We start from the raw sequence: 14148 nt of genomic DNA on the forward strand, positions 1-14148 counted from the left end.
CCCTACCCCCGTTATTTTAAATAATCAACAATTGATCGTTTGAATAGTGGAAACATCTTCAGATAAGTATCTAAATGTAAATATTCATTAACTTGGTGAGCAGATGTATTTCCTGGACCTAGAATCACAACCTCCATATCCGGATTGATCCTAGTAAACTCAGACGCGTCCGTTCCCAGTGAAACCCCAATTGTTGGTAGATTTTGAGCCTGTTGTAAAGTCGTGGCCGCATTTTTCTGCAAAATTTGGACCATTTTACCCTTATCATCACTGATTACAGGTCGTTCACTATAATCAACAGTCAGCTCCAAATTAACGTCTGGATGCTGGTTTAACTCAGCAACTAAATCCCTCAATCGGATGATCAACTCTTCATTTGGTAACTCCGGAATCGTTCTCACTTTAACCCGCTCATAGGCTAAATCCGGAATGCTATTCACCTGTTCACCGCCATGGAAAATGTCAGGAGCGTAGACCGTTTCGCCAAGGGTGGAATTGCGTTCAGTTAGTCCCTGATAAAAATCCTTCTCAGCGACATAATACTTAATCAAAGTGTCCACAGCGTTAACTCCAAGTTTAGGCATCGAGCTGTGGGCAGCTTTTCCATGGGCAGTTACCGTGTATGTCATCCACCCTTTGTGAGCCGTTACAATAAAGTGTTGTTCATCATCCTCAGGTAACCCTTCGACTGATTTTTTGAGTTTGAAAAATGAATTAGAATCAATAAATGCACCGCCATTGAAATACCTATCGATTTCTGAAACAGGGACCCCCGTAGGCTCAGCAATCATCATGACATCAAGGTCAGACACGTAACCCTCATCAGCAATATACGCTGCTCCTTCGGCAGTCAGTTCCTCCGAAATCGTGGCAATGAAACGAATCGTTCCCGTTTTAACCATATCTTCTTCATGGAGCTCAATGAAGGTGATTGCAAACTGGGCTAAACCAGCCTTCATATCACTAGCTCCTAATCCCGTGAGCACATTGCCTTCAGTTTCTGCCTCAAATGGATTTGATCTCCACTTTGACTCATCTCCAACCGCAACCGTGTCTTCATGACCTGCCAGTCCAACGATTGGATGATGACCAGTCCCAATTTCAGCAACAACGTTACTCCGACCAGGCTTTTGCTCAATTCGAACTGCTCTAATTCCGTGAGCCCTAAATAGGTTGATAAGGTAATCAGCAACGGCGCCTTCGTTACCGTTGGCACTGTTGATATTTATTAAATCTTTGACTATTTGAATTTTTTCGGTGTCTTTCAAACTGGCACTCCCATTCGTAAGTAATTGTGTGAATCCGCTTTACTTGTTATTATACCTGTTTTCTGTAAAAAGCTTAATTAATTGGCTAGGGACAAAAGGAGGTGGGACAGAAAGCATACGAAGATGCTTTCGTCGTCCCACCCCCGCACAACCAACAGTAACTGAGGGCCATGAATAATGGCCCTCAGTCCTGATGGTTACTGCGTGTAGCAATGATTTGGATGAAAGCAAAAAAGTAACGATAAATTTCAAGAAAATGAAATTTATCGCTATTTTTTTCGATTTACCTAGTTATGTCCCAATCTCTAAATAACTAGAATAATTTTATTGAGCTGTCAATCCACCATCAACCACGAACTCTGATCCGGTTGAGTAACTTGAATCGTCTGATGCTAGGTAAAGAACCATCTTAGAAACTTCCTCAGGTTCCGCAACTCTTTGTAGTGGAATTGCCTTCGCAAATTGTTTAATTACTTCTTCGTTGTCTCCTTGATGAATCATTGGCGTCGAAATTACTCCTGGGTGAACTGAGTTAACCCGAATTCCATAATGGGATAATTCAAGAGCAGCCGCTTTCGTCATTCCACGAACTGCGAATTTAGTGTCAGTGTAACCAAGTGCCCCACCAACTAAACCATTGATTGATGAAACATTGACAATACTACCACCGCCGTTGTCCTTCATCTTAGCACCAACTGCCTTCATTCCAAGAAAGACACTTAATTGATTGATTTTGAAGATCTTCATATAGTCATCAACTGAAACGTCAAACATTGACTTGCTGAATGTGATTCCGGCGTTATTGACCAAAATATCGATTTTACCAAACTTATCAATAGCCGTATCAACAACCGTTTTCCAGTCTTCCTCACTAGCAACGTCCTGCTTGACAAACACGGCATTATCACCAAGTTTTGCAGCTGTTTCCTGACCCTTTTCGGCGTTGATGTCAGTTAAGACAACCTTGGCCCCCTCATCAACGAACAATTCGGCGTGACTTGCTCCCATTCCTTGAGATGCACCAGTAATAATCGCAACTTTTCCGTCTAATTTTCCCATGAGAAAATCCCCCTTTTTTGAAATTGCTTACACCTCAATTATAGATAAAAAACGGCAGACCAAAAATATTTAGTCTCCCGTTACGGATTTATTATTTAGCACCAATGGAGGATGCTTTAGTAGCTTTCTTTGACTTGAAATACCTGTGGATTACCATGAGTAAACTAATTCCTGAAATAACGATTGCCAACCAGAACACGTTTCGGAATGCGGTCATGAACTCCCCGCCCAATTGTGGGGTAATGTGAACTACCCCTGGAAGCTGAACAAATAGTAGCGAGGAACTAAAACTAATTCCAATCGTCATCCCCAATGTTCTAGCAAAGGAGTTGAATGAACCGGCAATTCCGGACAAACTCTTGTCAACAAGTCCCATCGTTAATGCGTTATTCGGTGATAAGAATAGCGCCATTCCAATACCGTTTAACACAATTGGCAAAATGATCAGCGGTAAATTCATTGTTGCAGGGTACAGAATATATCCAATCTGAGAAAAGGTTAGTACCGCCAGTCCAAATACAGTCAGTAGTTCTCGGTTCATTCTGTCAGCTAAAATCCCAGCAAACGGACTTGTGATCAACATCGTCACTGACTGCAACATGGTTATCAATCCACTTTCAAGTGGTGTTAACAGGCCATAACTTTGTAAGTAGAACGGTAACAGTATATTAGAAACTGCATTAACCACCATTACCAACAGCAACGCCGAGATTGAAGTCATATAAGCCCGGTTTCTCAACAGTTCGGGGGCAATCCATGGGGTCTTTGACTTATCGTCCTGAATAAATGAGTACACAGTGATTATTGTTCCAACTACTAAAAAGCCGAAACCTAACGGAATGTTCTTTCCTCCCTGGAAGAAACTACCACTCAGAAAGAAAATCACCATTCCAACTGTAAACAGGCTTTGACCAGTCCAGTTTGCACCATGAACAACCTTTTTGATTGACCCCACAGTTTGTTTCGGCGAAGGTAAAATTTTAAATCCTAACACCAAAGCTAAAATTGAGATTGGAATATTGATCCAGAAAATCCATCGCCAAGTGGCCACCGACATGATAAATCCACCAAACGCTGGCCCTGAAATCGCGCCCACCGAGATAAACATTGAAATGTAGGAAAGGGCCTCAGCTCTCCGTTTATCAGGAAAATAATCGTTCACGATTCCCATTGAGTTTGCCATGATCATCGCTGAGCCGACAGCTTGAACGATTCTTCCAAGAATCATCATCCAAAAGTTAACGGCGAATCCCGTAATCGTTGACCCAATCAAGAATGCTATCCCACCATGTAAAAAAATATAGTTTTTAGATATCAAATCCCCTAAATGGCCAAACATCACCAGTAAAATTGCTGTGGTAATCAATCCAGACTGCACGACCCAAGTGGCCATCCCACTTGATACGCCCAAACTAACTGCAATCTTAGGTAACGCCAAGTTTGTACTCGAACCGGCTAGACTAGTAAGCAATGAGAATAGCCCCAAAACTGCGATTACTGGATAATTCTTCTTCCCCTCCATAACCGTACTACCCCCTGTTTAATTTTTCGTAATCATCATGCAACCTTTATAACATAACTTACAAAAAATTAGTACTATCTCGCCTTGGCTTTTAAACCCTATTTATTAATATCAACTAGGGCCCACTTTGGCTGGTCACCTTGTAAAACCCGGTCGATTTCACTAGCCGCTCCAACCGCCATTCTAGTCATGCTTTCAACGGTATTTGAGGCAACGTGTGGGGTAAGTACTACGTTAGGTAGCTCAAATAATTCTGAATCTCTTGGTAGGGGTTCAGGCTCGGTCACATCTAGGCCGGCTCCTGCAATCTCACCAGCCTTCAGGGCAGTGATGAGGGCGTCCTGATCAACTAGGGCCCCACGGCCTAAATTGATTAGGACGGCTGAGTCTTTCATCTGCTTAAATTCAGCGGCTCCAATCCCGTGAATGGTCTCATCAGTTACTGCCATATGCAAGCTTAAAACATCGGATTCCTTGATAATCGTATCCCTGTCCACAAATTTTGCGTATGGAGTATCCTTCTTTGTTCGGCTATAAGCAAGAACATTCATCCCCAAGCCACTAGCCTTCTTAGCAACTAGGCTACCAATTCGACCAAATCCCATTATTCCAAGGGTTTTGCCTTCAAGATCGAACCCAATTGCTTGACTACGTCCCGTTCCATTTCTGTAACTCAATGATAGTTGAGTTATGTTCTTCGAAACATCTAACATCATTGCTAAGGTTGATTCCGCAACCGTTCCAGCATTTGCGTTAGGAGTGATTGTTGTCCAGATTCCTTTAGACGCAGCGTAATCGTAATCAATATTGTCATATCCAACCCCGTGACGCGCTAAAATCTTTAGGTTTGGCATGGCATCAATCGTTGAGTTGTCGATTGGTTCCGTATACAGAATGATTCCATCAACGTCTTTCGCCTTAGCCAAAATATCCTGCTGGTCACTTTTAGTAGTAATAACCTCATAACCCCGCTCAATTAGATATTCACTACCAGCAGCAATCATTCCCTCTGGCACTGCAACTTTTTTTGCCATTATTAATATCCACCCTTCTAATTAATATGCTTTCCATAGATATCCAAACTATATTTTTTGGCGTCCATTTCAACTACATCAGGCAAATGACCCCATAATTTGTAATCAAATTTCTCAAACAACTTCTTACTTGGCTGATTGTGACTAAAAATCAGAGAAACAACCGTATTGATGTCATAATCTTTTGCGTGCTCGTCAACGTACTTCAATGCAGCCGATCCCAGGCCCTGACCTTGAAATTTTTGGTCAAGATAAATACTAACTTCCGCTGTCCGACGATACCCCTGTCTTTCGTAATAATCATTAAGACTAATCCACCCTGCAGGTTCATCATCCACTTTGATCAACAGAATTGGTCGAGTTTGGGGATTATGGCTGTCAAACCACGGTTGCCGCTGTTCCACCGTAACTTTATCGACATCTGCCGTTGCCATCCTAGTAGGAACTGATTCGTTATATACATCCGTGATGAATGGTAAGTCATCGATAGTAGCCGGAATTATTTTTATCATTCTACTTTCACCTCAATGGTAAGTATACCAAAAAGACGGCTCTTAAATTGTGATTAATCACAACTCAGAGCCATCTATTCCTACTAAAAAATCAGTCTGGAATTTCGATAAAGTATTTACCAAAATCGGGTACTTCAACTTGGGTAATCTTTGTCTGGTATAAATCCATCAGCTTATTTCTGGTCATTAATTGATTTTTTGGACCAACAGCCACGATTTTACCAGCCGCCATCATCAAAATATTATCACTAATTTTAAATGCCTGATTGATATCATGTAATACTAAAATCACCGTTAGTTTTTCCGTTCGGTTCAACTGCTTGATAAAAGTCATCAATCTCTTTTGATAGCGAATATCCAAGTACGTGGTTGGTTCGTCCAAAAATAAATAATCTGGTTCCTGGGCGATAGCAGCTGCTAGCCAGACCCGTTGTTGTTGACCACCCGATAAACTACCAACTGATTTGTCCCGATACTTTGTCAGACTAGTAATTTCTAGAAACGGGTCAATCTCCTCGTCATCAATCACAGAAAGCGTACTATGATAAGGAATTCGTCCGGTTTTCACAGCTTCCGATACCGTCAAGTCATCATAAACCATATTCTGTTGAGCAACAACGGCAATCTTCTGAGCCCGTTGCCTAGCCGTCAATTCATCAATTGGCGTGTCATTGATTTCAACTTTACCAGCAGTTGGTTTAATTTGGCCAGTTAACAATTTAAGCAGAGTGGATTTGCCGGCCCCGTTTGGTCCAATTATCGAAGTTATTTTGCCAACCTGGATTTCAGCGGTGGCATTTGCTATGAACGGCTTTCCGGCTTGATAACTATAATCAACGTTGGTTAATTTCATTCAACTTCCCCCTCTGAATCAGCCAAATTAGAAAGATGCCACCAGCAACCGTCATAATCGTTGCGGCTGAAATCTCGCTGGGTAGGACAACTAAGCGTCCAACCGTGTCAACCAATAGTAGCAACCACGCACCACTTAACATTGAGAATGGTACTAAAGTCTGATAATCCCGACCAACTAAGCTGCGGCCTAGGTTTGGCACAATAATCCCGATAAACGGAATCGTGCCAACCACACTTGCTACTCCACTTGTTAATAAAATAATAACTGTAAGTAACGTGACTCTGATTGTGATTACTGACAAACCAATAGTAGCTAATTTATCGTCTGACAGTTTTAGATAGTTTGCCCATGGTGATAAGATCACTGCCATAAGCAGACTTATCAACCCAACTACCATCACGAGCCAAGCTTCATTCCAAGTCACGCCATTAAAAGAACTAGAACTGCCTGAAGTACCATTAGAAAATAATTGCGTAATTCCGACAAAAACTATGTTGAGAGCAACCCCAACAATAATCAATCGATACGGTGTTCTTAAGTTATCCTTTGTCATCAGTAATAGTAAGGCAACAATTCCACCAATAATGGCAAAAATAATTTTCCCAACAGCAAGCCCTGGTAGGATAAACGCACCTAACAAGATTGCTAGTTCGGCGCCACTAGCTACTCCCAGGATTGAGGGATCAGCTAACCGATTTCTAAAAACTGATTGACTTAGCGCACCAGCAACTGCCAGCATCCCGCCACTGATTAAAGTAACGATAATTCTTGGCACCCGAACGGCCATAATTACATTCATTTCTGTTGATGAGCCACCGGATATGCCACTTATCAACTGCTTAAAACTGATTGTCTGGGCACCTAAAATAAGTGAAATTGCAATCGTTATAACGAGTAAAACTAAAATTCCTACGTAACTCAATCTTTCCCGTTTCTTCATCTAATCACCATCCACTTGAAGCCAACTGGAAACAAGTTGCAGTGCCTTAGCCACATTCATATTTGCAGTAGCGTCAAAATTTGGTTCCTGAAGGTCATGAACTCTCCTAGCCTTTACCGCTGGTGTCGCTTTCCAAATCGGATTTTGTTTAAACTCAGTCTGAAATTGCTTGGTAACCATAGCTGGCATTGCATGCTCTAACCGCAAAATAACCTGTGGCCGTTTTTTAGCGATCATTTCATCACTTGGCTGAATATACTCTTGAGTTTTTGACTCAAAAACGTTCTTCCCGCCGGCAATTTGAACTAGATTACCAACATATGATTTATTAGTAGCTATCATATACCCAGCCCCGGGCAGTCCCATCAACACAAGTACTCGAGGCTGAACTTTTCGCTGGTCTGCTTTTTGCTTTGCCTTGGCAATCGCAGCATCGATCGACTTATTCGCGTCATTGGCTTCTGACTTTCGGTCGTAACGATTTCCCATTAAGGTAATTGTCTGTTGAAGTTTTGAAACCGATGATAGATTGAGGAAGTATGGCTTAATATGCTGTTGCTTAAATGACTTTCCAAATTGATCCTTTAAAACATCGACTGAGTATACTGCCGTTGGCTTTAGAGATGCGATCTTTTCAGCGCTTGGACTCATTGGACTCCCAATTTTAGTTACCTTTGCGTAACGACTAGGTATTTTATTTTCAGTTGTAGGTACCCCAACCAGTGGTAGCTTCAGCCGATTAGCAATTTGAGTGATTGCAAACGTCGTGGCAACGATTCGCGGTCGTTTTGCTGACGATTTACTTGAATTTTGGATAGCAAATACGCCGCCAAAAACACCAATAATGGCAATGACGGCGATACTTACTATCGCAATTTTTCGCGATTCCATATTTTAATTACCTCTTATGACGATAGAATAAATAGCCCCCAAGCCCCACTAGGATTACCCCAGCTGCGGCACTACTAATAATCAAGGGTTTAGTCCCCGATTTCTTTTTTTCTTTGCTTGGCTTTACTCGATCATTCTTCTTAGTAGGTGATTTCTTTGAAACTTTCTTTTGAGTAGTAGCTTTTTTATCCTTTGGTGAGTTACTTTTATTCTTTTTTTCCTTAGGTTGATCACTTTGTGTTGAGTGATGTTTGGCTGGCTTAGATTGTTTATCAGCATTATTATTGCTTTTTGCTGGCTGACTCTGCTTTTTAGCCACCCTCTTCTTCTGCTTAGTCACCTTTGGCGTCGGCTTGGACTGGTTTGCCACCTTACGCTTATGCGTAGTCACTTTCACCACCGGACTCTTTCTAGCATGTGCGGTCTCAGTTTTTGGTTTAGCGATTGATGGCAATTCATTTGCTTTAAATTTAAACGAGATAAAGTGATGCGCCTTATAAACCTTTGGGACGTCAATCGCTAATTTAGCGTTAACCCTCCGCCTTAAGTTAGCCGTGTAAAACGAGAAAAACAAATGCGAATTACCAGCCTTATCCTTTACCTTCTTTATTTTAGCTGGTTGACCACCCGCCACGCTCAGCACCTTAACTGGAAACGAACTAAGGTTTTTGGCGGTCTTAATGTCCATCACCACTCTGTACTTACCACCAGCCACAGTCACTTTTGCCGGATGAACAAAGTACCCACTCGCCATCGAAGTCTGATTGGTTCCGTACTTTAACGCTTGATAATCAACACTCTTGGCACTTGCAGTAACAACCCCAAATAACAGAAAGGCCAGCAACCAAAGAATTCCTCCACCTAATTGGCTAATTCTTTTCATTGTCGTTCCCCCTCAATCAACTCTAATAATTAAGCTACTCTAGCAAACTTAAATCTCACGCCAAATGTTTGGCTAATGTTCATGTATGGGACTTTCACGTGAATCTTACCATTAACAACTTTTCTAGAAACCTTGTTAAGTGACTTAACTGTAAATCCATATCTGACAGTGTAGTTGCTCTTGGTTGATCCATATTTGACTGCTTTAGCTCTACCACCGTTAATTGAAACTGGGATTACAGCTCTCGATCCTAATTTTAGATTCTTCTTGTAACTTACGTATAAGAATACGTTATAGTGATTGCCACTCTTCTTCACATTAGCAACGTGGGTAAAGTATTTGTTAGCTTCTGATTTTTTATTGTTAGTAGCTTGCAAAACAGTATACTTTACTCTCTTGGTAGCACTAGTTGTTTTAAAATCTGCAAGATTAGTTACCGTAGCTACATGATTTTTCTTTGTTGCTTTCTTAGTCCGTTTCTTTGCTACTTTTTTGGTTGATTTCTTTGAAGTTTTTTTTGTGGCCTTCTTGGTAGCCTTTTTTGTAGTCTTCTTGACCGTCTTCTTAGTAACTTTTTTAACAACCTTCTTGGCAGCAGGTTTTGTTTCCTCAGCCTTTACAGTTGGTGTTGCTGGAGTTGAAACAGGTTGACTTTCATTCTTAGCCTGGTTAAGTTCCGCATTTAGCAACATTGTATTATTGATTCCATTCAACCAGCCCCGACTATTTTCAAAAATTTGGGCGATAGTTGGAGTAGTTTGATCTGTCGTAGTTGTTGTAGCAGCTGAGTTACCGCTGACCGTTGTAATCGTTGTTCCTTGGCCTGCTGTACTCTGACTACCTGCTGAATTTGTATTTTCTGAAGGTGTTGATGGCGTAGCATCCTTAATCTTTACTGCACCTGCAAAGTCCAATTTGAGATCAGCCTTTTGGTTCATGCTTCCCATTGGAGTTACTAAACTAAACCCAACTGGAACTACGGTTTGCTCACTGCTTAGCGTAAAGCCAAGTTTAGCCGTAGTTTTCGATACGGGAGCCTCTGTAACGGCATTCCCATTCACCGTCATCCCCTTGATGTAACTAGCTCCGTTTGTGGTCAACGTAACCAAATATGTACCTGAACTAACGGTTACATCTGCAGTTGGTGAGAAAAATTGATTAGCCGCAGATACTGTATTCTCACCCGATTTTTGTAGCTGGACTGGTACGGTATATTCTCCGTCAGCCAAAGATGCCTCACTAGCATTTGCCCCCGCAATCCCTAGTAAGCACACAATAGCAGTAGTTATAATTGCTAATAAACCCTTGAACTTTCTTTTATTCATGATGATCCCTCCCAATGAAATATTCCAATAATAGATTGTTCACTATTTATTTTATCATTAATGATTGAAAATGGTTTCATGAGCATCATTTTTTTACACGAAGTCAAAATAAAAAAGCCAGATGTAAAATCTGACTTCCTTTTGACTAATTTTCGCGTTTCTTAAACCAAATCGTCATCATCCCTGATGCCATTACTAACATTACAATTCCAACCAAACTAAGCTGCTTATTCTGCTTATCACCAGTTTGTGGCAACATGCTTTGCTTTGTGACTGGAGTAGCAGCATTAACAGTTGGTTCAGCATTACTCATATTCATTGTTTTTGATTCTGGCTGAACATAACTTGGCTTAACTGCCATTGCAGTTGTAATTGCTGGAACTGCAGAATCTCTGTACTGCTTAGTCAAAACAGTTGGAGTATCCTCAGTAGCTTTCTTGTCAGTTACGGATTCACTCGGAACGTTTGGCTTACTTGTTTCCGGTTCATTTGGAATGTTTGGCTTCTCAGTCTCTGGGTCACCAGGTACGTTTGGTTTCTCCGTATTTGGTTCATTTGGAATGTTTGGCTTCTCAGTTTCTGGGTCACCGGGTACGTTTGGCTTCTCCGTATTTGGTTCATTTGGAATGTTTGGCTTTTCAGTCTCTGGATCGTTTGGTTTCTTAGGATCTTCGGTTGGTGGGGTAACAGGCTCTTTGTCCTTATCACCCTCAGCTCCTCCTCCAGAAGTAGTTTTATTAGTCTTCAAGCCTGAATAGGTTGTGGTATGACCATCTTCAATGCCATACTCAGTAGACTTCATTGACACCTGATAGTTATCAAAAAAGGCAAGTTCATCTAATTTTTGCCCTACAACATAGCTATCAAAGTCTGTTGCTTCAACTTCAAAATAAATAACAGCATTTACAATGCCACCCTTTTGAGCTTCTGGGCTTGTTTTTGCGTACAGCGCTTCGTTAAGATTAATCGTAAACTCCCCACCATTCTGATTATTAACAGAATTTAAGGTGAATGAAGCACCATTATTGTCTTTATAAACCTGTTTGCCATCTTTATCTTTGTAGTTGATTGTTACCGAATCTGGCAAAAATTTATACTTTCCCTTGAATTTATCAGTAATACTAATTCCAGTTCTAGTTTTTTCACCATTTTTATTTACGGAAATGTAGAATCCAACTCGGCCCGTGTACTGGTTAGTGTTAGGGTCTTTTATCTGACCCGCAACGCTTTTCCATAGGTAACTATTTCCGCTGCTTTCACCCCCACCACTGCTGATTGGGTATTCAAAAGTGACATCAATATTTTGTTGCCCGGTCTTTGTGTCAAAGGCTAAAGTAGTTGGAAACTTGCTTTGTTCTTTATCCTTACCTTCAGTCACAATCTTTTTATTGACATCAGCGGCAATATAAAAATAGCCCTTAACGTTTTGCTTATCCTTCACAGCATCTTGGAACGTAATTTCAATTTGATTATTTTTAATAACCCCGATTGCATACGTTTCTTTACTGTTAGAATCAGCCATTATAATGTTGCCATTATTAACAGCTTCAAGCTCTTTAGGCAAGTCGATCGTATACTTATCGCCAGGATTTGCAGTTCCTACATCCCAGTCATAGTGGACGTAAAAACTATCTCGGCCATCGACTGCCTTTCCCTTAATACTATCAGCTTTATCATCTGTCGAAGAAACAACAACATTCGTGATAATGTTGCTTGCATCTTTTTTGGTATTCGATGCACCCTTCTGCTGATCATCCTTAGTTGCTTGAATATTTTGACTACCACCATCATTCTCAGCCACATACTCAGAATTGTAATAAGTAGGATCAGTTCGACTTTGCACATCATTATTCGTAGTTTCGCCTACTTGGGCGTTCGTAGCTGTTGCCTTCGGTTGAACTACGTTAGGTTGACTTTGAGCATCGCTTTGATTAGCAACAGTATCCTCAGTCACTGGTTCGGTGACCGATGTCTGGTGATCAGTCTGTGCTGTACTAGTTGTAGCTGGCACCGTGGTATCAGTACTAGGCGCAGTTTGCTGTTCAGTTACTGCTTGCTCAGCTTCCCCATCATTGGATTGCTTTTGTGGTTCACTCACAGTCACTGAATTACTTGTTGTATCAGTAGAACTTGGGCCCGCTCTCGTTGACACCACTGCAGGCGTGTCAGTCCCCGTGACAGCAGGAGTATCAGCCCTTGCCGATAAACTAATGAATGACAGCACGCCGACAATCACTGTCAAACAGACCAGAATTATTCTCTGGAGCTTTTCTCTCATACCCATCCCCCCTTGGATAGTATTCTGTACTTACTCGACTACACCCCAATTGTAATAAATTGATAAATTAATAACAAACTATATGATGCAAATTTTATTTATCAAAACATCACTATATACCTATTACTTTTCTTCTGTTTAAATCCTTTAAGCGCTTCTTGAATATCACTAAAGTGGACAACTTCAACGTTAATTTCATCACTGACGTTCCACTCATTGGCCAGTTTTGACCATACCTCCCGCCTTTGATCCATCCCTGCAAAGACCGAATCTACTCCAAGCAAACTAACTCCTCTGAGGATAAACGGGAATACCGTTGTTTCTAGCTTGACTCCTGCTGCATTTCCACAGGTCGCAACCGCTCCACCATAACTAATGTGAGGAAGGATTTTTGCTAATACCGATCCACCAACCGAGTCAACAACATAATCAAACTCCTGCTCCCCCAGTGGCTTCGTCTCTGCTTCATACCGGCCACTACCAACCCAGTTGATTCTAACGTCATTATCAATTTTGTTGAAATTTCTAACCAACCCGGCCACGTTTCCGAATCCAAGCTTCTTCAAAATTCTGACAGCAACACTTCCAACGCCTCCCGTTGCTCCGGTGACCAAAACCCGATGGCTAGGCTTCATTCCATTTGCCAACAACTTTTGGATGCACAAAGCAGCTGTAAACCCAGCCGTTCCAAAGGTCATTGCCTGCCTGGATGTCATGTCAGCTGGCATTTTAACTAGCCATTCCGCGGGCACCCGTGCGTATTCCGCAAAACCACCGGTATGACTCATTCCCACTTTATATCCCGTGAGTAGAACATCATCCCCAGGTTTAAATGCACTATCCCCTGATTCAACCACTTGGCCACTAAAATCGATTCCCGGAATCATTGGATAGGTCCGAATTACCCCGCCATTCGTTTGAACCCCTAGCATATCTTTGTAGTTAATCGAAGAGTAGTTAATCTTAACAATAACGTTGCCAGCTGAAAGTTCATCAATGGATACGCTTTCAATTTTTGGCTCAACCTTACCATCAACTTCATTAACTACTAGTGCCTTGAATTGATTCATAACTAAATCCCCACTTTCTTTTTTACTGTTCTATTATACCTAAAAATATCAAAACAAAAAAAGCCCGAATAAATTCGGACTTTCTTTATGTGTGTCAATAATTATTATTTAGATTATAGAATCTGACAAAACTCGATTGTTTCTTCGTTTGGTCCAAGGATATTAAAGAACTTAATTCCGTTGTCCCAGAAACTAGGAATTGATTGAATTTCATCGTTAACCATGTTGAGGCCCATTTCCTTCGCTTCAGCGAATGCTTTTTCAACATCCGTTGTGTTCATAGAGATATGGTTGATTGCCCCAGTTTTTTTAGTGACTGGATCGCCTTCCCATGTTTCAATAGTCAAATTGCCAAAGCGCATAAATGCACAACGGTTTTCACCATTCAAGAATAAGCCTGCTTGTTCAAATCCTAAAGACTTGTAAAATTCAATTGTTTTTTCAATGTTATCAGTTGGAATACCAACGTGTTGGATTCCTGTAATATGATCGTTTAAACTCATTTTAATA

At 41.2% G+C, this 14148-nt stretch carries 13 protein-coding genes; all 13 read right to left on the reverse strand.

The window, feature by feature from the left end; all coding sequences use genetic code 11:
* Positions 1–11: 11 nt before the first annotated feature.
* The 13 genes from QOW94_RS05110 to QOW94_RS05170 all read right to left on the reverse strand — a co-directional run bounded on the left by QOW94_RS05110 (position 12) and on the right by QOW94_RS05170 (position 14141).
* Complete coding sequence (locus QOW94_RS05110; RefSeq protein ID WP_283679161.1) at positions 12–1268, reverse strand: M20/M25/M40 family metallo-hydrolase; 1257 nt, start codon at positions 1266–1268, stop codon at positions 12–14.
* Between the two features lie 324 nt (positions 1269–1592).
* The gene (locus QOW94_RS05115; RefSeq protein WP_283679163.1) at positions 1593–2327 is read right to left on the reverse strand and encodes a glucose 1-dehydrogenase; all 735 of its coding nucleotides are present in this window, start codon (positions 2325–2327) and stop codon (positions 1593–1595) included.
* 91 nt (positions 2328–2418) lie between these two features.
* Positions 2419–3849 carry an MFS transporter gene (locus QOW94_RS05120; RefSeq protein ID WP_283679164.1) on the reverse strand — a complete coding sequence of 477 codons (1431 nt, stop codon included), beginning with the start codon at positions 3847–3849 and terminating at the stop codon, positions 2419–2421.
* Between the two features lie 98 nt (positions 3850–3947).
* Positions 3948–4883, reverse strand: a complete 936-nt coding sequence (locus QOW94_RS05125; RefSeq protein WP_283679165.1) for a phosphoglycerate dehydrogenase — start codon at positions 4881–4883, stop codon at positions 3948–3950.
* Positions 4884–4900: 17 nt separating this feature from the next.
* Positions 4901–5395, reverse strand: a complete 495-nt coding sequence (locus QOW94_RS05130; protein ID WP_283679166.1) for a GNAT family N-acetyltransferase — start codon at positions 5393–5395, stop codon at positions 4901–4903.
* Positions 5396–5486: 91 nt separating this feature from the next.
* Positions 5487–6248, reverse strand: a complete 762-nt coding sequence (locus tag QOW94_RS05135) for an ABC transporter ATP-binding protein (protein ID WP_283679167.1) — start codon at positions 6246–6248, stop codon at positions 5487–5489.
* The gene (locus QOW94_RS05140) at positions 6229–7191 is read right to left on the reverse strand and encodes a FecCD family ABC transporter permease (protein WP_283679168.1); all 963 of its coding nucleotides are present in this window, start codon (positions 7189–7191) and stop codon (positions 6229–6231) included. Before QOW94_RS05140 ends, QOW94_RS05135 begins: the two co-directional genes overlap by 20 nt.
* Positions 7192–8082, reverse strand: coding sequence for a heme ABC transporter substrate-binding protein IsdE (gene isdE / locus QOW94_RS05145; RefSeq protein ID WP_283679170.1), 891 nt, complete (start codon positions 8080–8082; stop codon positions 7192–7194).
* A 7-nt stretch (positions 8083–8089) separates the two neighbouring features.
* Entirely contained in the window at positions 8090–8965 is an 876-nt protein-coding gene (locus tag QOW94_RS05150; protein WP_283679171.1) for an NEAT domain-containing protein, read from the reverse strand.
* Positions 8966–8994: 29 nt separating this feature from the next.
* Positions 8995–10290 (reverse strand): NEAT domain-containing protein, encoded by a 1296-nt coding sequence (locus tag QOW94_RS05155; protein WP_283679172.1) that lies wholly within the window; start codon positions 10288–10290, stop codon positions 8995–8997.
* Positions 10291–10435: 145 nt separating this feature from the next.
* Complete coding sequence (locus tag QOW94_RS05160; protein WP_283679173.1) at positions 10436–12568, reverse strand: Ig-like domain-containing protein; 2133 nt, start codon at positions 12566–12568, stop codon at positions 10436–10438.
* Positions 12569–12669: 101 nt separating this feature from the next.
* On the reverse strand, positions 12670–13638 hold the full coding sequence (locus QOW94_RS05165; protein WP_283679174.1) for an acrylyl-CoA reductase family protein: 969 nt from the start codon (positions 13636–13638) through the stop codon (positions 12670–12672).
* 113 nt (positions 13639–13751) lie between these two features.
* Positions 13752–14141 (reverse strand): VOC family protein, encoded by a 390-nt coding sequence (locus QOW94_RS05170; RefSeq protein WP_283679175.1) that lies wholly within the window; start codon positions 14139–14141, stop codon positions 13752–13754.
* Positions 14142–14148 lie beyond the last annotated feature (7 nt).

The sequence above is a fragment of the Lentilactobacillus sp. Marseille-Q4993 genome (assembly GCF_951230165.1).
Lineage (GTDB): Bacteria > Bacillota > Bacilli > Lactobacillales > Lactobacillaceae > Lentilactobacillus.